General features: G+C 48.7%; 17 protein-coding genes. 9 read left to right on the top strand and 8 right to left on the bottom strand.

From position 1 onward, the window contains the following. Positions 1–60 precede the first annotated feature (60 nt). Positions 61–1,617 carry a nitric oxide reductase transcriptional regulator NorR gene (gene norR / locus CF168_RS16565; protein ID WP_089068387.1) on the bottom strand — a complete coding sequence of 519 codons (1,557 nt, stop codon included), beginning with the start codon at positions 1,615–1,617 and terminating at the stop codon, positions 61–63. Positions 1,618–1,810: 193 nt separating this feature from the next. Further along, a complete protein-coding gene (locus CF168_RS16560) occupies positions 1,811–4,096 on the bottom strand; it encodes a nitric-oxide reductase large subunit (protein ID WP_089068386.1) in 2,286 nt (761 codons plus the stop codon). Positions 4,097–4,716: 620 nt separating this feature from the next. Here CF168_RS16560 and CF168_RS16555 point away from each other — a divergent pair. Beyond that, on the top strand, positions 4,717–6,441 hold the full coding sequence (locus CF168_RS16555; protein WP_086902080.1) for a potassium/proton antiporter: 1,725 nt from the start codon (positions 4,717–4,719) through the stop codon (positions 6,439–6,441). Positions 6,442–6,613: 172 nt separating this feature from the next. Here CF168_RS16555 and CF168_RS16550 read toward each other — a convergent pair whose 3' ends face one another. After that, the gene (locus tag CF168_RS16550) at positions 6,614–7,540 is read right to left on the bottom strand and encodes an LpxL/LpxP family Kdo(2)-lipid IV(A) lauroyl/palmitoleoyl acyltransferase (RefSeq protein ID WP_089068385.1); all 927 of its coding nucleotides are present in this window, start codon (positions 7,538–7,540) and stop codon (positions 6,614–6,616) included. A 102-nt stretch (positions 7,541–7,642) separates the two neighbouring features. On the opposite strand from CF168_RS16550, the gene hldE reads away from it, so the two are divergent. The 3 genes from hldE to CF168_RS16535 all read left to right on the top strand — a co-directional run bounded on the left by hldE (position 7,643) and on the right by CF168_RS16535 (position 10,530). Next, complete coding sequence (gene hldE / locus CF168_RS16545; RefSeq protein WP_089068384.1) at positions 7,643–9,073, top strand: bifunctional D-glycero-beta-D-manno-heptose-7-phosphate kinase/D-glycero-beta-D-manno-heptose 1-phosphate adenylyltransferase HldE; 1,431 nt, start codon at positions 7,643–7,645, stop codon at positions 9,071–9,073. Further along, on the top strand, positions 9,070–9,897 hold the full coding sequence (locus CF168_RS16540; protein WP_089068383.1) for a hypothetical protein: 828 nt from the start codon (positions 9,070–9,072) through the stop codon (positions 9,895–9,897). The genes hldE and CF168_RS16540 overlap by 4 nt, the downstream gene beginning before the upstream one ends. A gap of 153 nt (positions 9,898–10,050) precedes the next feature. Beyond that, complete coding sequence (locus tag CF168_RS16535) at positions 10,051–10,530, top strand: TetR family transcriptional regulator (RefSeq protein WP_011623828.1); 480 nt, start codon at positions 10,051–10,053, stop codon at positions 10,528–10,530. Positions 10,531–10,618: 88 nt separating this feature from the next. Here the strand turns inward: CF168_RS16535 and CF168_RS16530 are convergent, their stop codons facing one another. The 3 genes from CF168_RS16530 to CF168_RS16520 form a co-directional block, all read right to left on the bottom strand. After that, a complete protein-coding gene (locus CF168_RS16530) occupies positions 10,619–11,008 on the bottom strand; it encodes a hypothetical protein (RefSeq protein ID WP_089068382.1) in 390 nt (129 codons plus the stop codon). A gap of 153 nt (positions 11,009–11,161) precedes the next feature. After that, complete coding sequence (gene pntB / locus CF168_RS16525) at positions 11,162–12,646, bottom strand: Re/Si-specific NAD(P)(+) transhydrogenase subunit beta (RefSeq protein ID WP_011623826.1); 1,485 nt, start codon at positions 12,644–12,646, stop codon at positions 11,162–11,164. 11 nt (positions 12,647–12,657) lie between these two features. After that, positions 12,658–14,184 (bottom strand): Re/Si-specific NAD(P)(+) transhydrogenase subunit alpha, encoded by a 1,527-nt coding sequence (locus CF168_RS16520; protein WP_011715995.1) that lies wholly within the window; start codon positions 14,182–14,184, stop codon positions 12,658–12,660. A 417-nt stretch (positions 14,185–14,601) separates the two neighbouring features. Between CF168_RS16520 and CF168_RS16515 the strand changes: the two genes are divergently transcribed. The 5 genes from CF168_RS16515 (at position 14,602) to CF168_RS16495 (ending at position 22,541) form a co-directional block, all read left to right on the top strand. Next, complete coding sequence (locus CF168_RS16515) at positions 14,602–16,413, top strand: assimilatory sulfite reductase (NADPH) flavoprotein subunit (protein WP_089068381.1); 1,812 nt, start codon at positions 14,602–14,604, stop codon at positions 16,411–16,413. 74 nt (positions 16,414–16,487) lie between these two features. Continuing rightward, the gene (gene cysI / locus CF168_RS16510) at positions 16,488–18,185 is read left to right on the top strand and encodes an assimilatory sulfite reductase (NADPH) hemoprotein subunit (RefSeq protein WP_089068380.1); all 1,698 of its coding nucleotides are present in this window, start codon (positions 16,488–16,490) and stop codon (positions 18,183–18,185) included. After that, positions 18,178–18,975, top strand: a complete 798-nt coding sequence (locus tag CF168_RS16505; RefSeq protein ID WP_011623822.1) for a phosphoadenylyl-sulfate reductase — start codon at positions 18,178–18,180, stop codon at positions 18,973–18,975. Before cysI ends, CF168_RS16505 begins: the two co-directional genes overlap by 8 nt. Positions 18,976–19,651: 676 nt before the next feature. Then, a complete protein-coding gene (gene mtgA / locus CF168_RS16500; protein ID WP_089068995.1) occupies positions 19,652–20,437 on the top strand; it encodes a monofunctional biosynthetic peptidoglycan transglycosylase in 786 nt (261 codons plus the stop codon). 367 nt (positions 20,438–20,804) lie between these two features. Beyond that, complete coding sequence (locus CF168_RS16495; protein ID WP_089068379.1) at positions 20,805–22,541, top strand: hypothetical protein; 1,737 nt, start codon at positions 20,805–20,807, stop codon at positions 22,539–22,541. Positions 22,542–22,595: 54 nt separating this feature from the next. On the opposite strand, the gene CF168_RS16490 is transcribed toward CF168_RS16495, so the two are convergent. After that, positions 22,596–24,143 (bottom strand): S41 family peptidase, encoded by a 1,548-nt coding sequence (locus CF168_RS16490; RefSeq protein ID WP_089068378.1) that lies wholly within the window; start codon positions 24,141–24,143, stop codon positions 22,596–22,598. Positions 24,144–24,331: 188 nt separating this feature from the next. Beyond that, on the bottom strand, positions 24,332–25,216 hold the full coding sequence (locus CF168_RS16485) for a phospholipase A (RefSeq protein WP_011623818.1): 885 nt from the start codon (positions 25,214–25,216) through the stop codon (positions 24,332–24,334). Between the last annotated feature and the right edge of the window lie 83 nt (positions 25,217–25,299).

The following is a 25,299-nucleotide window of genomic DNA, read 5'->3' as shown; positions in this document are numbered from 1 at the left end:
TCCTTCCTTATTTTGGCCATTATTTCAACTGAAATATGATCCGTACGGCGTATTTATCACTTATTTTAGCCTTAAGCGTTTTGCGAGGCGATGCAGATTGCCTGGGTCGAGTCCTAAGGCTCTGGCCGAGGCGGCCCAATTGCCGTTTTGCGCCGTGAGCACTTGTTTGATGTAGTCACGCTGAAAGGCGTCGGTCGCTTGGGCTAAACTGGCACCTTCTAACGGGCGAAGCTGGGTTTCGTTTACGCTTAAGCTTGTCGATGCGTTTGTCTCTACAGAGCTTTGTTTAAACGGTAAATCAAAATGTTGTGGCGCTATGGTGCAGCAGCCATCCTGTGCCGAGACGCGCGCCAGCACGGTTGCCCTATGAATGGCGTGCTCGAGTTCGCGCACATTGCCCGGCCATGCATATTGGTTGAGCAACATTAAGCTACTGGGGCTGAAGTTAAGCTGCTTCATCCCCAGCTTTTGCCGATATCGCTCGGCGAAGAATCCACTTAACAAGGTGATGTCCTGCTCGCGCTCCCGCAGGGGCGGCACCAGCAGGGGGAATACACTTAATCTATGGTAGAGATCGGTCCTAAAGCGGCCAGCCAGCACTTCTGTTTTAAGATCTTTATTGGTGGCGGCAATGATACGCACATCGACTTTAAGACTGCGATCATCGCCCACTTTTTGAATATCGCCATATTGTAATACCCGCAGCAACTTGGCCTGAAGCGTGAGCGGAAGCTCACCAATCTCATCGAGAAAGAGTGTGCCCTTATCGGCCATTTCAAACTTGCCACTGCGATGGCTGATGGCGCCGGTAAACGCGCCTTTGATATGGCCAAAGAGCTCGCTTTCGGCAACCGATTCAGGAAGCGCCGCGCAATTGAGATAAACCAAGGGTTTGTGCTGTCTCGCGGACTTTTGATGGATTGCCTGTGCAACTAATTCTTTGCCTGTTCCAGTCTCGCCTAAAATCAGTACGTTAAGGTCGCTATGGGCAACAACTTCTATCTCTCGATTCAAGCTTTGCATCTGGGGCGAGTTACCGATGATTTCGGCATCGTGGTTAAGGTTGGGGCTTTTTTCCTGCACATGGGTCGAGTGGCTATTGAGCGCCATGCGCTCCAACTTTTCAACCAGCAGGGCGTTGCTTAAGGATGCGGCGGCAATCGCACTTAAGCTGCGAAGCTCAGTGTTGCTGAATTGGTCGAACTGTAGGGGATTAAAGGCATCGATAGTCACGGCACCGATAAGCTGCTCGTCGGCAAATAAGGGCAGCCCGATACAGGCATGGACTTTCAATGCCCCAGTTTGATTGGGGATCAACCCATCGTAGGGATCGGCAAGTTCACTGTCGGCGGGAAAACGCACTATATCTCCCGCACGGGCAATGGCCTCAAGCCTTGGATGCTCATTCAGGATAAAGCGTCTGCCGAGCACATCCTCGTTCAAACCGTCGATGGCCAGCGGGGTAAAATAGTGTCCATGGAAGGTGAGGAGCGCAGCCGCGTCACAGTGCAGGTTAGCTCTCACCGTATCGAGCAAGCGTGAGAAGCGGTCCCTGTGGGCTAAACCAGAGGTGATATCCAGAGCGATACGGGTAAGGTCGGTTTGACTAAGGGCCATAAAAACTCCTGCAGCGAGGCTTCCCTGATTTATACCATTGATTGTTATATTGACACAGGTTATTTAGACACTGCTAACCATTAATGCGGTATGGCTATAAAAGTGTGGTGGACGATAAACGGCGCAAGCTATAAAAAATCGGCAACCAAGGTGCCTAAACGACACCTTGGTCAGACCGGATTAATCGCTGTGGTTAGTGATTTGTTTGTAAGACTTCCTGTTGCAGTTTGGCAGGTTTATTCAGGGCTTTTCTGATCAAATCGAGCAAGAAGGTGCCCATTAAGAGACCACCGATACTGAAGATGACATCCCCAAACATGCGCATCCAAACCAGTCTTTCAACCAGCGGACTATGGATCACTTCTGGCGAGCGGGCGAACCAATATCCATGGTCGATGACCGCAAAAAACTGCGTAATCCCCACGGGTAATAACGACATGAACACCATAGCCGCTAGGCCAATATTGAGGCTCCAGAAGGCGCCTTTGAGCATTTTGTCATTCCACTGCATATTGCCGGTGAGGCCCCGCAGACAGAAGAGCATCAAGCCCATACCGAGCATACCGTAAACCCCCATAAAGGCGGCGTGACCATGGGTGGCCGTGGTGTTTAATCCTTGAATGTAATAGAGCGAGATTGGTGGATTGATTAAGAAGCCCAGCATACCGGCACCGACCAAGTTCCAAAACGCGGTAGCCACAAAGAACATAATCGCCCAGTGATAACGTTGCATCCAGCCACTGGCTTTACGCAGGCGGTAGGTTTCCATGGCTTCAAAACCAATAATGGCGAGGGGAACAACTTCTAAGGCGGAGAAGATGGCGCCCCAAGCGATTACCGAGGTCGGTGTGCCAGTAAAGTAGAGGTGGTGTAAGGTGCCAATCAATCCACCGGTTAAGAAGATCACCGTTGTAAATAACACCGCACCGTTGGCACTGCGGCCGCGGATTAACCCTAAACGTACTAACATCAAGGCGATAACAGCGGTGGCAAAGGTTTCGAAGAAGCCCTCAACCCACAGGTGTACTACCCACCAACGCCAGTATTCTGCAATCGCTAAATTGACGTGTTTACCCATAAAGAGGCCGGCGCCATAGAACAGACCAATCGCCACGCAGGAGGCATAGAGTACCCAAATAACAGGGCGCATCTCGCCTTGAATTTTGAGTGCGGGTTTGATGGCTGCAGTGACTAAGGCAAGCCAAATCAATAATCCAACGAGGAGTAAGATTTGCCATACTCGGCCAAGATCTATGTACTCATATCCTTGATGACCAAAGAGGAAGTTCATATCGAGGTCAAAATACTGCTGTACCCCAATCCATTCGCCCGCCATCGAGCCAAGCACTACGACCACTAAGGCAACCCAGAGTACGTTAACGCCAAGACGTTGATATTTCGGCTCATAACCCGATAAGGCGGGAGCAATATACAGCCCAGTGCCTAACCAGGCCGTGGCAATCCAAAACACTGCTAATTGGGTGTGCCAGGTGCGAGTGACTGAGTAGGGCAGTATTTCTGAAATCGGTAAACCATAAAATTCTTGGCCTTCTACCGCATAGTGGGCAGTGATCCCGCCGAGTAAAATTTGCAGTAAAAACAGGCCAATTGCCGTGATGAAGTATTTGCCGACGGCTTTTTGTGAGGCGGTTGGTTTAGTGAAAAACAGCGGATCTTGCTCCGAAGGCTTGGGCAGGCTTTCGTGTTTACCGCTCGCATGGTGCCAGATCAATCCGCCAATCCCCGCAATTAAGGTCACAATACTGAGTATCGACCAGACGATATTATCCGAGGTTGGTGTATTGCCTAACTGGGGATCGAAGGGCCAGTTATTGGTGTAGGTATAGGGGGCATCGGGGCGTTCAGTGATTGCCGCCCAGGCTCCCCAAAAGAGGAACGCATTGAGTTGTTCGCGGCGGGCAAGATCGGGCACTGTACCCTCTTTCATGGCGTATTGTTCACGAAGATGACTAAGCTCCGGATCGCTCCCAAACAGGGATAGATAATGCTGCTCGACCCTGTTAATCGCTTCGATACGAGTGCTAGACAAGCGAATAAGCACTGTGCCATCGGCCTGTGGTTCGACGCTGTTATGGCGTAAATCTTCCCTTAATGCCTGCTCAAGCCCAGACTTTTGTTGAGAGTTTAATTGGGCGAACGGCGTTTGATATTGCTGCTCTGCGCGAATATCGAGCCAAGCTTCGGCTTCTCTGTGTAACCAGTCGGCGGTCCAATCTGGGGCGACATAAGAGCCATGTCCCCAAACCGACCCCAGTTGATGGCCGCCCATGGAGCGCCAGACCAATTGGCCCTGTTCGATATCATTTTCGCTAAACACAACCTGACCATTTACATCCGTAAATGCATTGGGTATCGGCGGTTTTTCCCGATAAATTTCACTGCCTATGCTCAGCAGGACAGTGAATGAAGCAATCAGCACAACTAACAGTGCGATAGCGGTGAGTTTTTGTTTGCTCATAAGTCTCCTTGATGCAACGTCATTTTGATACGTTTCACCTGCTATTGCGTAATACGTGCCAAATATTTTTGTTGTTGAAAATAAAGGGAAATACAAGTTTTGTGTTATGGTGTATTGTCTTTTTGATACTGAATTTTATTGTCGATATGACACTTGTTGTCTTTATGACAGCTTTAAGGGCTTGAATGTCGATAACACAATGAAAAAGGGGATTTTATCTATGCTTTCAAGTTATTGCGGAGTTAATGGGATTTAAGTCGGCATTGGGAAGATACAGTGCATTTTTATATGGTTATCCCCACCATTTAGGCTATATGCGGTGAGTTTGTATGGAATAGGTTTTTAAAATGTATTGATAAATAAAGATTTTATCTTGTTTATGGGGATTAGGTTATGTTCAGTAGGTATTTTTGCTTGTACTGGTTTTTATATAAAAGTTAGTCAAAATGGCCTATTACTGAGGATTTTAATGTAGATGTTTGAAATTTAATATTTAAAACTCCATTAATTTGCATTTTTTATGCTAGTATAGAAACACAAAAATTTTCAACTGAGTCATTTTTAATCTAGGTGATTTCTTTATCGTTTAACTAAACACTCTTGTATTTAAGGAGGCATGTGTGGATGCAGATTCCATCAATAGTTTTTTTCTGATCGGTGCCTTGCTTGCCGCTGTGAGTGTTTTGTTAAGTCCCGTGTCTTCGCGCTTGGGTATCCCTATCTTATTAATTTTCCTCGCAGTAGGGATTTTAGCTGGGGAAGATGGTCCCGGCGGCATTCTGTTTGACGACTACTCAACCGCTTATCTTGTCAGTAACTTAGCCTTAGCCATTATCTTGCTAGATGGCGGTATGCGCACGCGGGTTGCAAGCTTTAGGGTGGCACTCTGGCCAGCATTGTCGCTGGCGACCTTCGGGGTCGCTATCACTACCAGCATCACAGGTGTGATGGCCGCGTGGTTATTTGATTTACACTGGCTACAAGGTTTGTTGGTGGGGGCAATTGTCGGCTCCACCGATGCGGCGGCGGTATTCTCACTATTAAAGGGGCGTAGCTTAAACGAGCGTGTTGGCGCGACGCTGGAAATTGAATCGGGTAGCAACGACCCTATGGCGGTGTTTTTAACCGTAACTCTGATTGCCATCCTCGCGAATGTGGACGCCGAGCTATCCGCAAGCTTTATGCTGATAAGCTTTATCAAGCAGTTTGGCTTGGGGATTTTCCTCGGCCTCGGTGGCGGTTGGCTGCTGTGGAAGTTGGTTAATTTAAGCAAACTTGCCGAAGGCTTGTATTCGATTTTAGTGCTCAGTGGCGGCCTGATGATTTATGCCGCGTCGAATAAACTGGGCGGCAGCGGCATCCTGTCGATTTACTTAGTCGGTTTATTCCTTGGCAACAAGCCTACCCGTGGTCGCCATTCAATCTTAAACGTGTTGGATGGCATGACCTGGGTCAGTCAAATCGGTATGTTCCTCGTATTAGGGCTACTGCTCACACCGTCTGACTTGTTGGATATTTGGCTGCCGGGTTTGGCATTAGCCTTTGGAATGATCCTGTTTGCCAGGCCGTTAGCCGTTTGGCTCAGCTTGTTGCCCTTTAAGAGTTTTAGCAGTCGTGACCGTTGGTTTATCTCGTGGGTTGGGCTTCGCGGCGCCGTGCCGATTATTTTAGCCGTATTCCCTATGATGGCGGGATTACCGGGCGCTCAGCTGTACTTTAACTTGGCATTCTTCGTGGTGTTAGTGTCACTGCTAGTGCAAGGGGCGTCACTCACCACAGCGGCGCGTTTAGCTAAGGTGGAGTTGCCGCCTAAGCCATTACCGATTTCACGCTCTGGGGTCGAAATTTACCCGAGCAGCGAGTGGGAAGTGTTTGTGTACCATCTGAGTGAAAACAAATGGTGTATCGGCGAGCCGCTTAAACGTCTCTCTATGCCGGATGGCACGCGGATTGCGGCGGTATTTCGCCAAAACACACTGTTGCATCCATCGGGCAGTACCTGTCTAGAAGCGGGGGATATTTTGTGCGTGCTCGGGCAAGAGAAGAGCCTAGAGGCCTTGAGTAACCTCTTTAGTCAGGCGCCCGAAACCAAGGAAGTGCCACGTTTCTTCGGGGACTTCTTTATCGATACCGAGGTTAAGCTGCTGGATCTAGCGCCGATTTATGGTCTGGAGTTAGACGAAGCAACAGGTGATATGACGGTCGCGGATTTAGTGGCGGCAGAATTAGGTTCACATCCGGTACTTGGGGATCAGTTCCTGTGGCAGTCACTGCATTGGGTGGTTGCAGGGCTTTATGAAGGCAAAGTCACCAATGTGGGTATACGCTTACCGGCGGAGGCATAATCAGTGCTTAAGCCTGCTATGCTGGGCTTAAAGGATATGATGCTTAGGGTTTCAAGCCCTCAACCCTCAACAATGTCTTAAACCAACAGATCTAAGATAAAAAATGCCAAGCGATTGCTTGGCATTTTTTATTCGCGTTTAAGCGCTTATCTCGAACAGATTGAACAAAAGCTTATTTATATAAGGACTTGTCCGTTGGATCTGGGCGAGTCTTAAAGCGGCGGTGAAGCCACATATATTGGGCGCGATTTCTATCGATAATCCCTTCGATAATGTTGTTACCGCGAATGGCATCGGTCAGTTCATCTTCGCCGGGGAAGTTATCCAGCGGCGGCATAATCTCGATATGGTAACCCTTATCGCCTTCGGTGCGCTCCACGAAGAAGGGGAGCACTTTGGCCTTGCCTAGTTTGGCCAGTGTGGTGGCGCCAGTAATGGTCGCGGCATCGGGCACAGCATAGAAGGGAATAAATACCGCACTCGAACGCCCAAAATCCTGATCGGCGGTATACCAAATCACGTCGGGATTGCGTAAACAACGTACCATCTGACGTAGATCGCGTTTAGGTACTAAGGCTTTGTTTGAGCGTAGGCGGCCTTTGACCTGTAGGTATTCCATCACCGGATTGTTGTGTGGGCGATATACCCCAACACCGGGTTGGAATTGACCAAAAATACGCGCGCCCATTTCCAGTGGTAAGCAGTGCACTGCAAACAGAATCACCCCATGGCCAGCGTTCAAGGTGTCTTGAACGTATTCTTTGCCGGTGATCTGCATATGTTGTTGGATTTTTTCATCTGACCACCACCAGGCATTGATGGTATCGAAAATCGCTTTACCTGTTTCTTCAAAGTTGCGGGTCAGCAGGGCTTCACGCTCCGACTCAGGCATATCGGGGAAACAGAGGGTTAAATTGCGGCGCGCGGTATGGGTTCGACTGCCTGCAATAGCCTTGACTAATCGGCCTAGGCCTTTGCCTAACTTCATCTGCCACGAGAGAGGCAACACTTGGGTAATCCGCATCACTAACACCCCAAACCACATGGGCCAGTGCTTCGGATGATATAAGGATGATGAAAACTCAGCTTTCTCGACCACAAAAATACTCGCTACTTTTGAAAATTACTGCTTATTCTAACTCATATTTTGCCGAAAATTAGGTACAATCCCGGTTTAATTTCTGCAATAGATAAGAGCGCTATGAAGATTTCTCTGCCAGCATTTGAAAAAGCCAAAGTGTTAGTTGTCGGCGATGTGATGTTAGATCGCTACTGGGTTGGGCCGACGGGACGAATCTCGCCCGAAGCGCCAGTGCCCGTGGTGAAGATTAACCAAGTCGAAGACAGACCGGGCGGTGCGGCCAACGTGGCGCTAAATATCGCGACCCTCGGCGGCCAAGTGCAATTGGCGGGGTTAGTTGGCGAAGATGATACCGCTAAGGCGTTAACCCTTGATGTGCAAGCCCTCGGTGTTGAGCCACAGTGGTTGAATATTGCCGACAAACCGACCATTACCAAGCTGCGGGTATTGTCGCGTAACCAGCAACTCATTCGCCTCGATTTTGAAGAGTCCTTCGATAAGCAGGATAGTGCGCGTTTACTCAAACAGTCTGAAGCCTTACTCGATTCGGTCGATGTGGTGGTGCTGTCGGATTATGCAAAGGGTGCTATCGATAAGCCGCAGGATTTTATTGCACTGGCTCGCGCTAAAGGCGTGAAAGTGCTTGTCGATCCAAAGGGGTCCGATTTTAGCCGTTACCATGGCGCTTCACTCATCACACCCAATATGAGTGAATTTGAAGCCGTGGTTGGCGCGGTAACCTCTGAGGCCGATCTGCTCGAAAAGGCCCGAGGCTTACTCAATAAACATCAGTTCGACGCTATCTTAGTCACTCGCTCCGAAAAGGGCATGACCTTAGTGACGGCCAATGCCCCTGAGTTACACATTCCCACGGTGGCCCGTGAGGTGTATGACGTAACAGGCGCTGGCGATACCGTGATTTCAGCTCTGGCGACGTCACTCGCGGCGGGCGCAGAATTGCCGCAGGCATGCGCCATTGCCAATACCGCCGCAGGGGTTGTGGTGGGTAAATTGGGCACTTCAACCGTGTCTCGTATCGAGTTGATTGAAGCCTTAGCCCTGCACCACGGTGAGTCGGGTTTTGGGGTGGTGAGTGAAGATCAACTTGCCTATGCCCTAGAGCAAGCCAAATTGCGTGGCGAGCGAGTGGTCATGACCAACGGCTGCTTCGATATTCTGCATGCGGGGCACGTCAGTTACCTCAAGCAAGCCAAAGCCTTAGGCGATAGATTGATTGTGGCTGTGAATGATGACGCCTCAGTCAAACGCTTAAAAGGCGAAGGTCGCCCTGTCAATCAAGTGGATAGACGTATGGCGGTGTTAGCGGGATTAGCCGCCGTCGATTGGGTGGTGCCTTTTAGTGAAGATACGCCACAGCGGATCATCGCCAGATTGCTCCCGGATCTTCTCGTCAAAGGCGGTGATTATAAGGTTGAAGACATCGCCGGTGGCGCCGAGGTGATTGCCGCGGGCGGCCAAGTCCAAGTGTTGGGATTTGAAGACGGGATATCAACGACGGCCATTATCCAAAATATCATGGCAAAACAGTGAGTCTCATTGCTCTGACGCTGATCTCTAGCCTGACTTGGGTGCCTATTGGCGACAAGCAGGCGTTAATTTGCCCGTTAGCGCAATTGAGTCAGTGTCTTGCAAGCTTTCCAACCCAGGTCCGTGAACAACTCCCTCGCAGTGAAGCCCAGTTCCAAACTGAGCTTGGGCTTCGCAGTGCCATGGTGTTACCCGTCGAAAATAGTCATTTCTCCGGTTTAATCCTGGTAAATGAGCGAGAAACACCAGAGTTTCAACTGCTCAATATCGATGGCACAACCTATCAATATGACCTCAAAGAACAGGCATTATTGACCCTGTGGCATGAGTTAGGACACCTTGAGAATCTGGCCTTGCAGGGCAGTTTATTGCCAAAAGAATTAACAGCTTACCAGCATGAATGGTTAGCGGATCTCTACCTGATTTGGCGCGTTGCTAAGGCCAAAGGCAATTTGGATTTAGCCTGGCAGCAATACCACAGACGCAACCTTGCAGCATTAACAAGTTCGCAGTATATGTCTCACTGGACTAGTCCTATGATGATACAAGTGTTAAAAAAGTATCAAGTGAGCCAGATTGCCCACTACAGCCAATATCGTGATTTTGTCGCCGATTTTTATCCTAAAATAGTACAAATAGAACCAGAGGTATTTCGCGAATATTCGAGTTTAATGCAGCGTACTTTTGGTGAGACTGTGCTGCAACCCCTGCCAGCATACCTATCTTGGCGTAAGCCAGATCTTGGACGTTACCTTAACCCGACACTGACATTGCTGATGGGGGAGGCAAAGGCCCACGACTGGTTAGTACAAAATTCAATGTTGTGAATATGTAAACAGAATCGATAAATCTCCCTGTTTCAAACTGAACCCTAGCTGAACAAAAGCGAAATACACTTGTTTGGCGTTTCCAAACAGCAGTAATCCCTGAAAGGCTTTGGTAAGCTCTACCCCAGAAAAAGAACAACGGGAGACTTTACTATGGCTAAGCGCTCGCGAGTACAGACTGAGCAGACCATAAATCAGATTATGGATGAAGCGTTAAGACAAATTTTGACTATTGGCTTTGAGACTATGTCTTATACCACGTTATCTGAAGCAACGGGGATTAGCCGCACCGGTATTAGTCATCACTTTCCGCGTAAAAACGACTTCTTAATCCGTTTAGATAGTCGTATTGGCAATTTATTTGTTGCCGCACTCGACTTTTCTAGCCAAGAAGCCTTAGAAGCCTCTTGGATGAAAGCGATGCAAGAAGAGCATTACCGCGCAGTGTTAAGATTATTCTTCAGCCTCTGTGGTGGCGCGAATAATGAAATCACCCTCTTCAGAGCGGTCAGTACAGCACGTCAGCAAGCCATTGCTGAATTAGGATTGGTCGGCGATCGCACTATCAATCATCTATTAGGCCGTACTGCGGTTATGCTGCTGTCTAATTTTGATGTTGCCAAAGCGGCATAATCTCAACGAATTACTATCAAAAGGAGCCTTCAGGCTCCTTTTTTGTTTCTATAGTTTGGCTCGCCGATTACGTGCTCGCGCTGTTAAGTTAGTTAAGCTGCAATGGGGGAGGCAGCTGCGCTTGTTTTAACTTTTGTTGGGTAAGATAAACGCCGACAGCCATAAAGGTCAGCGCCGCAGCGATCAGGGCGCAAAGCGCATGATGGAACACCAAATGGCTGATAAAGAAGGCTGGAATATCCTCAATACTATCGATAAGGAAGAGTTTAACGATAAGCCCAAGGTACAAGAGTAAGTGCAATATCGCTCCTGTGATAAAGAGGCGCTTAAACTTTTGCACCAAACGAGCGGCGAGATTGATGCGGTAATAGCGGCAAAACAGATAACCGCCGGTGCCAATGCCAATCGATATCCAGCCGAGCCCCAGCAATGAGGTTTTAATCAAAATTGCCGACAGCATAAATAATCCAAGCAGCATCAAGCTATCCTTTCAATGAATGGGGCTACCACAAGTAAGTTGCGCAGAGACTAGCTGAGCTGGCTTAAAAACGTGTGAAAACACATCCCTAAGCAGGGGAAAAGATAAAGGGAGCCAGTGGCTCCCTTTAGGATTAATACGCAAACTTAAGCATTACAGCGCTTTTAAAATCGCCTCAACGCTGGCCTTAGCATCGCCGAACAGCATTTGAGTATTGTCTTTAAAGAACAGTGGGTTTTGTACACCCGCATAACCCGTATTCATTGAGCGTTTAAAGCCAATCACGTTTTGCGCTTTCCACACTTCGAGCACTGGCATGCCTGCAATTGGGCTGCCTGGATCTTCCATCGCCGCAGGGTTCACCGTATCGTTGGCACCAATGACGAGTACTACGTCGGTATCGCTAAAGTCCTCGTTGATTTCGTCCATTTCGAGCACGATATCGTAGGGCACTTTGGCTTCGGCCAAGAGTACGTTCATATGGCCTGGTAAGCGACCCGCGACAGGGTGAATACCAAAGCGTACCTTCACGCCGCGATCACGCAGTTTTTGGGTGATTTCAGCCACAGGATATTGCGCCTGCGCCACTGCCATACCATAGCCTGGGGTGATAATGACAGAAGTTGCGTTTTTCAGCATATCCGCCACATCTTCAGCGTTGGTTTCGCGGTATTCGCCCATCTCTTCATCGCCAGATGAGGCCACACCATCGGTGCCAAATCCACCTGCGATAACCGAGATAAACGAGCGGTTCATCGCCTTACACATGATGTAAGACAGAATCGCACCCGATGAGCCCACGAGCGCACCTGTCACGATCAGCAGATCGTTTGACAGCATAAAGCCCGCCGCCGCAGCCGCCCAACCTGAGTATGAGTTCAGCATTGAGACTACAACTGGCATGTCCGCACCGCCTATTGAAGCCACTAAATGCCAGCCAAAGGCGAAGGCGATAAGTGTCATCAACAGTAGGGCTGGCATAGTGCCACCCGTTTGTACGAAGTAAACCAATAGCGCCAATGATACCAATACCGCTGCGAGGTTCAGTTTATGGCGATGTGGCAACATCAAAGGTTTTGAGGAAATTAATCCACGTAACTTACCGAAGGCCACGATAGAACCCGTGAAGGTCACCGCACCGATAAAGATCCCGAGGAACACTTCCACTAAGTGAATGTTAAGCATAGCGCCAGTTAAATGGGCTTTCTCGGCGGCTTTGGCCGCTTCGCTTAGCGCATCCTGCACTGCGGCTAAGGTGGAGTTGATATCTCCGCCAACGGCCACAACCACTTGCGATACTTGCTCTGGGTGTAGGTCGATAAAGCTGTTAAAGCCCACTAATACCGCCGCCATCCCCACAAAGCTGTGGAGTACTGCGACCAGTTCGGGCATTTCCGTCATTTCGACTTTAAGTGCTAAACGCACGCCGATGGCACCACCAATCACCATGGCGACAATAATCCAAGCGACGCCGCTGGTGTCAGGATTAAAAATGGTCGCCAGTAGGGCGATGGCCATACCTGTGATACCAAATAAATTGCCGTGTTTGGCCGTTTCTTGCTTCGACAATCCTGCGAGACTGAAGATAAAGAGCACGGCGGCAATAATGTAAGCTGCTGTTACCAGTCCTTGAGACACGTTATACCCCCTTAATCTTTACGGAACATCTTCAGCATGCGCTGAGTGACGGTGAAACCGCCGAAGATGTTAATACTGGCGATCAGCACCGCGATAAACGCCAGCACAGTGACCAAGGTTGAACCCTGACCAATTTGCAGCAAGGCGCCGACCACGATAATGCCCGAAATCGCGTTAGTCACTGACATTAAAGGCGTATGTAGTGAGTGGGATACGTTCCACACCACGTAATAGCCCACCACGCAGGACAGGACAAAAACCGTAAAGTGGGATAAGAACTCGGCTGGCGCAACCGAGGCAACCGCGGCAAAACCCGCAGCACCAAGGGCGGCGAGAATATACTTAAGCTTGGATGGCTTTTTGGCCTCAGCCGCTTTGGCTTCAACCTTAGCCGCAGGTTTGGCGGGCGCCGCCGACACCGAAATCGCCGGTGGCGGGAAGGTCACTTCGCCTGCTTTGACCACTGTCATATTGCGCATCACCACATCATCGAAGTTGATGCTGGCGACGCCATTTTTCTCTTTACACATTAACTTCATCAGGTTGACTAAGTTAGTGCCGTAAAGCTGTGAAGACTGCGCGGGCAGGCGGCCGGGAAGATCGGTAAAGCCGATGACTTTTACGCCATTCTCGGTCACGAATAGCTCACTTGGCTGAGTGTATTCACAGTTGCCGCCCGCTTGCGCGGCCATATCGACAATCACAGAGCCGGGTTTCATGCTGTCGACCATCGCCTTAGTAATGAGCTTAGGTGCTGGGCGACCTGGGATCAGCGCTGTGGTAATGATGATATCGACTTCTTTGGCTTGCTCGGCAAACAGTGCCATTTCGGCGGCGATAAACTCGTCCGACATGGTTTTAGCGTAACCGTCCGATGAGCTGCCATCTTCATTGGTGAAGTCCAGTTTGAGGAACTGGCCACCCATGGATTCGATTTGTTCGGCCACTTCTAAGCGCGTGTCGAAGGCGCGTACTATGGCGCCTAACGAACCTGCGGTACCAATGGCGGCAAGACCCGCCACACCGGCGCCAATCACCAGCACTTTTGCCGGAGGAACCTTACCCGCGGCAGTAATTTGTCCGGTAAAGAAACGGCCAAAGTGGTGCGCGGCTTCAACAACGGCGCGATAACCGCCGATATTGGCCATAGAAGAGAGAGCATCGAGGGATTGGGCACGGGAAATACGTGGCACCATGTCCATCGCCATCACATTGATGTTGCGTTTAGACAGTTTCTCGACCAGCTCAGCATTTTGAGCGGGCCAGATAAAGCTGATTAAGGTCGCGCCTTCTTTAATTTGCGCAATTTCAGCATCGGTCGGTGCATTGACTTTAAAAATCAGATCCGCTTGCCAAACTTCTGCCGTGATCTTCGCCCCTGCGGCTTCAAAAGCGGCATCGTCAAAGCTAGACAGTAAGCCAGCATTGGCCTCAACAACAACTTCAAAGCCGAGCTTTTTAAGTTGTTCGACGGTGGCAGGGGTCGCGGCGACCCGAGTTTCACCGGCGAGACTCTCTCTCGGTATTCCAATCTGCATGATTACTCCCTGGTGGTTTATATAATCGTTCCGCCTGAGTGCTTCCCCTGAGCTAAACCTAGGTAGGGCTAGGCCGCGATAAGAATGAACTCGTTTATTCAGTTGTGGCAGTTAGCGCATTCAATCTTGGTATGAAATTTGTGCTTGAAAACAAACTTCTTTGCGAGCAACAGAGGTCACTGTACAGCAGGCTCGTCACCATTGTGGCAATACTTTGGTTTGACACAAGCGCATATTGCTCAAGCTGGTCGTTTCTGAACTGGTCGTATCAAAAACTTTTAACCAGTGCACACTTTTGTAGCTTAAATTTTGCACTTTGTATATTCCAAAATGGAATTAAAAATCAAATATTATTCTTTTTTGCTTTTCTAAAACCACGTTAATCTGCTGGACATTACACTGTCATAGGGCCGTCTCATGTTGTTAAAAGAACTTTCATCACTGGCTTCACCCCTGTCGCAACCGCAGGTCGAAAAGCTGAAACAACTCACCGCTGAATTAAACGCGGTGCAACTTGCTTGGGTGAGCGGTTATTTAGCCGCAACGGCCAATGCGGGCAATCAGGCCCAGCTCGCGCCCGTGTCAGACGCACAGGCGGCGCAGACAGTGACCATTCTCTATGGCAGCCAAACCGGTAATGGCCGTGGCATTGCCAAAGCTTTGGCCGAGAAGGCAAAAGCACAGGGCTATGGCGTGAATTTAGCCTCTATGGGTGAATACAATGTGCGCCAGCTCAAGCAAGAAACCATGTTACTGCTGGTGGTCAGTACCCATGGTGAAGGTGAAGCGCCGGATGATGCGATTGAATTACACAAGTTTTTAGCATCGAAACGTGCTCCTCAATTAAACAACTTACATTATTCAGTGTTGGCACTGGGCGATTCGAGCTATGAGTTTTTCTGCCAGACAGGTAAAGACTTCGATGCCCGTCTGTCGGCATTAGGCGCCAAAGCGTTGCTGCCTCTAGTTGAGTGTGATGTGGACTATGAGGCTGCGGCCGGACAGTGGCACGCCGATGTGCTCACCGCCGTGAAGCCACTCATTCAAACCACGGCTAACGTGGTGGCGCTCAATGATACCGGCTCGGCACAAGTTGCCAGCGAAAGCGAATTTACTAAGCAAAACCCTTACAGTGCTGAGGTGTTGGTGAGCCAGAAGATCACTGGACGCGGTTCAGACCGAGACGTACGCCACGTTGAAATCGATTTAGGCGAGTCAGGCTTACGCTACGAAGTGGGTGATGCCCTTGGAGTATGGTTTAGCAACAATGAAACTTTGGTCGATGAGATTTTAGCGGGCTTAGGGTTAGCGGCCGATGCCACTGTGACCGTCGGTAATGAGTCAATCAACCTCAAACAAGCCTTAATCGAGAAGAAAGAGCTGACACAGTTATATCCTGGTTTAGTCAAAGCCTGGGCCGAGTTGTCCGCAAGCCCTGAGCTGCTTGCTATTAGCGAAGATAAAGAACAGGTTCGCCAGTTTATCTTACATCATCAATTTGCAGACTTAGTGGCGAACTATCAGCTCAAGGCCGATGCTAATCTGGATGCAAACAAGTTAGTGGAGCTATTACGCCCATTAACGCCAAGACTCTACTCCATCGCTTCGAGCCAGAGTGAAGTCGATACCGAAGTGCATCTGACAGTGGCCTTGGTGGAGGATGAGCACCAAGGGCAAGCCCGTTTTGGCGGCGCATCGCATTTCTTAGCCTCGGCAGAGGAAGGCGCCGAAGTAAAAGTGTATGTTGAACCGAACAAGCATTTCCGTTTACCTGAAGATCCACAAACGCCTGTCATCATGATTGGCCCAGGCACTGGTGTTGCGCCGTTTCGCGCCTTTATGCAGGAACGCGTGGCGCAAGGCGCTGAGGGCGATAGCTGGTTATTCTTCGGTAATCCTCACTTTGAGCAGGACTTCCTGTATCAAACCGAGTGGCAACAGTATCTGAAAAACGGCGATTTAACCCGTATCGATGTGGCATTTTCGCGCGATCAGGCTCATAAGATTTACGTGCAGCACCGCATTAAAGAGCAGGGACAAACCCTGTGGCAATGGCTGCAAAATGGCGCGCATCTTTATATTTGTGGTGATGCCGAGCGTATGGCTAAAGACGTACATCAAGCCCTATTAGCGGTTGCGGTGGAGTTTGGCGGACTGTCGAGCGAGGCGGCGGAAGAATATTTCGAGACTCTGCGCAGTCATAAACGTTACCAAAAAGACGTGTACTAATTAATCGATCCCAAAGATAGAGAGTAGTATCCACTGAGATACTGCCGCCGAACGAATTTTAAGAGGCAGTTGCCATGAGTGAGCAAAAGTTAGCATTAAACGAATACCTAAAGACCGACAGTGATTATCTGCGTGGCACCATTAAAGAGGGATTAGATTCCTCGGTGACGGGCAGTTTTAGCGATGGCGATCAGCAATTGATCAAGTTCCACGGCTTCTATCAGCAGGATGACCGTGATTTACGTAACGAGCGTAAAGAGCAAAAACTCGAACCTTTATATAGCTTTATGTTACGTGCCCGCGTGCCAGGCGGTGTGTGTACGCCTAAGCAATGGTTAGGCGTGGATGAAATTGCCTCGACGCTCACCAGCTCTAACAGCATTCGTTTAACGACGCGTCAGACGTTCCAATACCACGGCATTCCAAAGCGTAATCTCAAGACCATTATTCAAGGCTTGGACCGTGAGGCGCTCGATTCAATCGCCGCCTGTGGTGACGTTAACCGTAACGTGATGTGTAACCCGAATCCGGTCGAGTCTAAGCTGCATGCGCAGGCCTATGAAGTCGCGAAAAAGCTGTCTGATCACCTGCTGCCCCACACTCGTGCCTACGCCGAGATTTGGTTAGATGAAGAGAAGTTACTGACCACAGAAGACGAAACCGTTGAACCTGTATACGGCAAAACCTACTTGCCACGTAAGTTTAAGATGGCCGTTGCCGTACCGCCGGATAACGATGTTGACGTCTACACCAACGATTTAGGCTTTATTGCTGTGGCTGAAAATGGCGAATTAGTCGGTTTTAACCTGACCGCTGGTGGCGGCATGGGTTCGACCCACGGTGAAGTGGAGACCTTCCCGCGCTTGGCCGATGACTTTGGTTTTATTAAAACCGAAGACGTGATGAAGTTTGCCGAAGCTGTGATGACAGTGCAGCGTGACTGGGGTAATCGTACCAACCGTAAGCGTTCGCGTCTTAAGTACACTATCGTCGACCATGGCTATGAGAAGTTTAAGGCCGAAGTGGAAGCCCGTGCTGGCGTCAAGTTTGAGCCGAAGCGCGATGTGGTGATTGGCGATCGCGGCGATCGTTATGGCTGGGTCGAAGGTGTCGATGGTAAGTGGCATTTAACCCTGTTTATTGAAAGCGGCCGCATTAAAGACGTGCCAGGTAAGAGTTTGCAAACCGGTATGCGTGAAATCGCGAAGATCCACAAGGGCGATTTCCGCATGACCTCAAACCAGAATATGATTATTGCGGGAGTGGCTCCCGAGGATAAAGCGACCATCGAAGGCCTTGCCCGTAAACACGGTTTACTCGGCCAAGTGCTAACCCAAACTCGCGGTCATTCGATTGCCTGTGTGGCCTTGCCAACCTGTCCATTGGCGATGGCGGAAGCCGAGCGTTATTTCCCTGAGTTTATCGACCATATCGATGCGCTGCAGGCGAAAAATGGCATTAGCGATCAAGCCATAGTAGTGCGTATGACGGGCTGTCCAAACGGTTGTGCGCGCCCATTTGCCGCTGAAATCGGCTTAGTGGGTAAGGCGCCGGGTCGCTACAACCTGTATCTTGGGGCGAACTTCGAAGGCACTCGTCTGAATAAGATGTACAGAGAGAATATCCAAGAGGCTGAGATCCTTACTGAATTGGATGCATTATTTGCCCGTTACGCGGTTGAGCGTAATGCAGGCGAAACCTTTGGTAACTTCACCGTCCGCACGGGCGTAGTGAAGGCGGTTATCGATGCCGCTAAGGATTTCCATGGCTGATCTTGATTCTGGGGTGACGGGGTCCGGCTTGCCGAACGCGTTGCAGAGCGTGGTAAGTCACAGCGAACTGAAAGCGCTGCTGACGGCGCCTAAGGATGTGCAGCGAGCGGAACTGGAACGCATTAATCGCTTCTTGGCCGGATTGACGGCTCAAGAGCGAGTGCTCTGGGGCTTAGCCTATTTGCCGGGTAATCACGCGCTGTCATCCAGTTTTGGGATCCAGGCGGCGGTGATGCTGCATATGGTGAGTCAGGTGCAATCGGATATTCCGGTGATCTTAACGGATACTGGGTATCTCTTTCCTGAGACATATCAGTTTATTGACCAGCTCACCGAGCGCTTATCCTTAAACCTCAAGGTTTACCAAGCGCCGATGACCTCGGCATGGCAGGAAGCGCGTTTTGGCAAGCTGTGGGAGCAGGGCTTAGATGGGCTCGAGCGTTATAATCGACTGAATAAAGTGGAGCCGATGCAACGTGCTTTGGCAGAACTTGAAGTCGGCACTTGGTTTGCGGGACTTCGCCGCAGTCAGTCGAGCACTCGCGAAGAGTTACCGATATTGGCTATCCACGGTACTCGCTTTAAGCTGCTGCCGATTATCGAGTGGTCGAACAAAGATGTGCACTTGTATCTGACGCAATTTGACTTGCCTTACCATCCGCTATGGGATCAAGGGTATGTTTCTGTTGGGGATACCCATTCGAGTAAACCCTTAGAATTAGGGATGACTGAAGAAGAAACCCGCTTTAATGGTCTAAAACGTGAATGCGGTTTGCATTACGAAATATAGTCATCTATTTGATTTAATAGATAAATGCCACAGTATTCCCTGTGGCATTTTTTATTTTACACCACCAAAATGGTATTTTGCTCAATTTTAAAGCGGTTTGGCCGTTAAAGTATTTTGTGTGTCATTCTGGCGTCATCAAAGTCAGATAGAGTTTATTTTCATAGAGTTAGTTTAGACTTTTTTATCGGTAATAAATTTTTTGTACATTTTTACTCACAGAGTTATGCACATTAGAATGTTCTGAGCTATATTACAAAGTTCCCGTAGATGGTTTTGAGGAAGTTTACTGCGCAGATATGCCTTAGTCGGTATTTTGCCAAGTTAAGTTGTTGAATATCGTTATTTATGGGCTTAGTTTGCTGTGTAACGATATAACGAGACGGAAAACAGTAGCACTTCCAAAAGACCTTGCTCGCCGCCGCGAGTATCAAGCAGTTTGATTGACTTGCTAGCCCTCGTTAATCTGCCCATTTCACCTCGGTCAGCTGTCGTCAAAGCTGCCGAGGTTGAGCCAACATAGTTAACATCGTTTATTTCGCTAATTCATCAATTCAGCTCGGTTTTTGGTGCTGTTTATGACAATATTATCATCAACTTACACTGTGCTATTTTATGCGGTGTGGCCAATGCCACCGCAAACGGCCCCTTTGGTGGAACTATTGATGAGGATTACTGGATGACCGCCCCTATGTATGCCATGCGCGATCATGTCAATCGTCCTCAAGGGAACAAATCCAATCGCCCAGCACCCAGACCTAAGTCGCGCGGCTTTAAGCGCATAGTCGCTTGGCTCGTTAAACTCATCTTGGGCTTATTACTCGCCTCCGTTCTAAGTGTGGTGCTACTGCGTTTTATTGACCCGCCGATGTGGACTTGGCGGATTGAACGGGCATTATTCCCGCCTGCACCAGTGACAGAGGTGCGACATCAATGGCGCTCACTCGAGCAAATTTCCCCTGAATTACAATTAGCCGTGATTGCCGCAGAGGATCAAAAATTTGCCAGCCACACGGGGTTTGATTTAGCCGCAATAAGTTCGGCTATCGAATACAACCAAAAGGGCAACAAGGTTCGCGGTGCGAGTACCTTAAGTCAGCAAGCGGCGAAAAATTTGTTTATGTGGTCGAGCCGCAGTTTTATCCGCAAGGGAATTGAGGCCTGGTTTACCCTGTTGATGGAATTGATTTGGGATAAGTCGCGGATCCTCGAAGTGTATCTCAATATCGTCGAATTTGGCCCCGGAATATATGGCGCCGAAGCGGCATCGAAACATTATTTTGGTAAGAGTGCCGCCAAATTAACCCGTTATGAGGCGTCATTATTAGCGGCGGTATTACCCAATCCTTGGCGATATAAAGTCTCGCCGCCTTCACCTTATGTTGAGCAGCGCTCCGCTTGGATCCGTAAGCAAATGCGCCAGTTAGGGGAAGTGACGCTTAACCGTGTTCATAACGCCGATTAAAGGGGAAATAAGGCGATAACCTTCGTCTTATTAATATGTCATGCGCTTTATCGCTGCGATGAACTTTATCTTTAATATGAATTAGGCGCTGAATATGAAATTAATTTAGTTTGCTAAGCGAATTCGCCTTAATAGAGCAGCTTGATTCGCATCCTAGGTTAATTAATGGTAAATTAGCGTACGAATTTCCCCTTCAAATACACTCTGTCCTTGGGCTATTCCCCTCGCTAATGCTTAGCTTGTGTCGGATGTTGGTGTGCCATGACGCGTGTAAAAAGGAATGACAACAGGTCAGTATTTAAATACCGAAGGCGAGTGCTTTCGGTATTATTTTTGTCACTTTGACGGTTATTAAATGGAGTTTTAGATGAAGAAGATTGTTATTGCTGCGGCAATTATTGCAGCGGGCGCAGGTGCTTATTGGTACACTCAGCATGGAACTAGCTCGAGTGCTTCGGCCAATCCTTTGCTTGATTATATCCCTGCCGACACCCCAGTATTTTCAGGCCAATTAAAACCTTTCCCACTGAAAAACTACCTGCAATCCATTTCTAGCAATTACCAGCAATTCTCAACGGATTCGTTGGCCGAGTTAGGTGCATTAGATAGCCCTATGGCCAAGTTCTTTGTCAGCATCTATACGCAGTATATGGATGGGATGAAAGATCCAACCCAATTGCTTAAGACCTTTGGTTTACCAAATGAAGTCGAGCCTTTTTTCTATACCTTAGGTGTGATCCCTGTTCTTAAAACCAATGTGGATCAAATTGATGCATTCTGGGCCGTCTTGGATAAAGCCGAGAAAGACAGCGGCTTCACCCATGAAAAGCGCACCTTAGCGGGCGTTGATTATCGCGCTTATTCACTCGCTGAAGAAGGTTCTACTGAGAAGGTTGACCTGTTATTTGCCCATAAAGATGGCATCTTAACTGTGACCTTATCTGGCACAACGATTGAGCCAGAAATCTTAGAAATGGCCTTTGGATTAAAGAAACCGACTCAATCCTTAGCCGCTTCAGGCATGCTGAAAGACATCATCAAAACCCATGGTTTTATGGAAGACAGCATCAGCTTTATCAACCACGTTGAGATTGTTAAAGCGATTACGTCTCCCGATGGCAATATGCTAGGCAAACAGCTCACTCAATTCATGGCTGAAGAAAACCATGGTGAAGATCCGTTAGCGGAAATCCGTACTCCTGAGTGCAAAACTGAGCTAACCGCCATTGCGGCGAACTGGCCTCGTACGGTTGCGGGATTAACGGCATTTAGTTCGACCGAAAAAGAAAGCCATATGGCGGCCTCTTTTGTGGTTGAAAGCAAAAACCAAGCAATCTTAACTGCGCTGCAAAAAATGCGCGGCTACATTCCAACCCACTTAGCTGACATTAACAGCACTATCTTCTCGATGGGGCTGGGGATTGACGTTAATGAAGTTGCGCCTTCACTGACGGCGATTTGGGACGATCTGCAAAAGCCACAGTTAACCTGTGCGCCGCTTGCCGAGTTACAAGCCGAATTAAGCCAACAAAGCCCTGCGATGCTGGGTATGTTTACTGGCATGGCGAACGGCGTTAAAGGTGTGAGCCTGTCATTGCTCGATTATAAGATGAGCTCTCAAGACCAAGAGCCTAAGCTTGAAAGCTTAGATGCCTTAGTGAGCTTAACGGCCGATAACCCATCAATGCTGTTCAACATGGTGAAACCTTTTGCTCCTATGCTGGCTGAACTGCAAGTTGCAGATAATGGCGAGCCTACCGATTTATCACCACTGTTAATGTTGCCGCCTGAGATGAACATCAAGCCGATGCTGGCCATTAAGGGACAACACTTAGTGGTTTACTCTGGTGATAAAGGCTTAGCGTTAGCCAATAAACTGGCTGGCGAAAAGCCATCGGCCAATGGGCTTTACAGCATGTCGGCTGACTACGGTAAGATGTTTACCCCAGTGTTAACCCTATTAGAACTGACTGGCGAGCCGATTCCTGAAGAGCTGCAAGCGCTGAAAGATTACAATATGCGCGTCCAAATGAGCTTCGATGTGAATAAGCAGGGCTTAGTGTTTGGTTCAGTGATGAACTCAAAGGCGAGCGAGAAGAAGTAAGCTTTATGCCAATCGTGCATTAATCGAAAAGCCAGCTTATTGCTGGCTTTTTTGTTAATTGGCTTGGGCTAACTTAGGTTGAGGACCAAGGGGCGTATCTGTGGGTTTAGGTTTAGCTGAGCGCACTAAACTGACTAGCCCTTGCCATTCAATATCGTTGTTCTGTGGCAGCCAAATATCCGGCTCAGTGCCTTTTCCTGAAAGCAGCTCGCCAGCGGCGTCATAGGTGAGTGAGCTGCTAAAACGAACATCTAAATCACTGTTAGGTAAGGTGAGTTGATACTGTCTGGCAAAATCCCCCGAAGTCTTCTCACCAATCAGGTTCACTCTAGACCAGGCTTTTGTTCGGTAGGCTATCCACTCGCACTCTTGTTTACACAAAGGGCTGACGAGTAGCGCAAGGCGATTATTACCTTCGGCGAGCACTTCGGGTTTAGTGCGGACAAACCAAGGGCTGAATCGGCTCTCATCTATGCTGGGCAAGCGCCGAGTTAATACATTCAGCCGTGGCGAACTGAGTTCCAATGCTTCGAGCGGCCTAAAATTGAGGGGCCTTAAATAATCATTCCTCAGTTCCGGCGAGCGGCGATAATGGGCAAAGCCCATGATTTGCTCTAGCGCCGAATGATATTGCTGGCTTTTGGGTGACATATCTTGATAACGCGACAACATGGTCAATAACTTAGGGCTAAATCCCTTGGCTTGCCTCAAATCGACAATCAGTAACGGTTGCTGCATTCCCTGTCGAAGCGCATCCTGCTGGTTTTTATCGAGTTCAAAGGCGTAGAGATCATCAATCTTGAGCTTAGCCGTGGTTGGATTGACCTGTTCCAGTAAATAATCGGGCTTGATTGGCGCCGTTGGGGCCAAATTATCGAGTTGGGTAATGAGGCTTTCAAAGCTCAGCTCAGTCTCATCTTCAATCGGTTTGACTATGGTTTTTGACGGTTGCGGTAGGGCGATAGTCACTTGCGTGGTCTGCAAATCATCATTAATCAAGCTGATAAGCACATGGGGTTTGATGCTTAAACCTAAATCCTCCCGCAGTAAATTGAGTCGCTTGAGCCAAATCAGCTGCATCTCTTGGCTGTTTTTCGCAGGCTCAGATAAATAGGCTTGGCTGGCCGAAATCCACTTGCTTAAGGGGATGCCATCAATATGGGTAATAAAGGGAAAATCGGCGCTGATGGGGTTATTTTTGTTGTCCAAGGCGAGCCATTGCTCGTTGACAGGCCTGAGCGTTAAGGGCAGTTCACCGCTGCTATTTTCGACTTTCGCGACCTGTGTCCCTGGATCTTTCAAGGTATTGAGCAGTTTGGTGAGCTCGGCGGCGAAACGTTCTTTAGGGATAACATCTTGATATTGTTCTGTGATTAATCCAGCTAATCGTTTGAGTTGCTGCCCATTCGCCTGTGGGTCCAGTGCGTAAAATGCCGAGTGTTGTTCAATTTGATCGAACAGAATATAGAGATCTTGGCGAATATCTTTGGTCGTCAGCGTGGGTTGGGCTTTTTCAGGAATAGCGAAAAACGCGAGCCTGATGAGGCTCGCGCAAATGATCACGCTCAGCAAAGTAACGACAGTGCGATAGCTAAAATTCATACTCCTCCATGATCACTTTACTTTATACCGCTAAAAAGGTACGCGACTATCGATGTAAATGCCTATTTTGGCAATAAAAATCATCATTCGGTCCCTTTTACTCCTATCCATTTGGGCAATTTAGCAGCAGTTTTGGCAAGTCAGCATAGAATTATGGCTATTTTTTGTGCTCTGTCACGGTTAAATCGTTAGAGAATATCGTTGAGTGATACGCCGATACCGATGCGTTGGTTATGGTAATTATAGTCGATAAGACTCTCGCCATAGCCGTTAAAGTATTGAGTATAAAGGCGTAAATTGCCGATGATTGGGTAGCTCCACGTAAATTCTGCTGAGCCTCGATCAATATCTTTAAAGTTAGTTTTTAGGGTGAGGGTGAATCTATGGTCATCAATCCCATACACACCCACAAACTCGGCTTTGCCTATGTATTCATCGATATCGGGGTTATCGTCACCACGGGGTTGATGGATATCGGTTTTTTCGTCCTCAGGAATACGCCACCACACCTTGGTTGAGAAGGCCAATGGGCCTGCATCGAAGATCATGGTGCCGTAGATACGGTTCCAGCTTCGGGATAATAGCCCTGATTTTCCATTGGATTGATGCACAGCGCCAAAGCCCCAGAAAGAGTTAGTCACGCTGCCGATTTTCCAATCATTGTTAAACAGCATAAAGATTTCGGGTTCGTGGTTAGTCTCACGGAAGGGAGAAGAAATATCTTTGTTATACAGCTGCCAATAGGATTGGTTCGTGTAGGCAAAAAACAGGTGGCCATTGTCGCCAAAGACGTTGTACCAAATAGGAAACTTAAAACTTATCTGGAACTTAGCTTCCATCTCGTCCAGAGTGTAGTTGTTCTCCGCCGCATCTTGAGCAAAGGGGGCCATGTTGGGATCGGGATTGTAGGTGGCGGGTAAAATGTAATTCACTTTATGTGGCGTGATCACGAAGGGACGTTCTGAGGTGGCAAGCTCGTCCTGCACGCGCCCTTCAACAAGGGATTCTTCCGCCTGAAGCCCTGTACAAGTTAACAGTCCAATTAATGCGATACCTTTATTAAATCGGGACATCGGCCCTCCTTGATGTGTCTGTTTGCCTTACGCTTTCTCGTTGTTTGCCCAGCTTAACATTAGTTTGTGGATCTATTGTGAGA

Source organism: Shewanella bicestrii (assembly GCF_002216875.1).
Taxonomy (GTDB): domain Bacteria; phylum Pseudomonadota; class Gammaproteobacteria; order Enterobacterales; family Shewanellaceae; genus Shewanella; species Shewanella seohaensis.
Note: the sequence above shows the minus strand (reverse complement) of the source record. Positions and strands in the feature narration are given on the sequence as shown.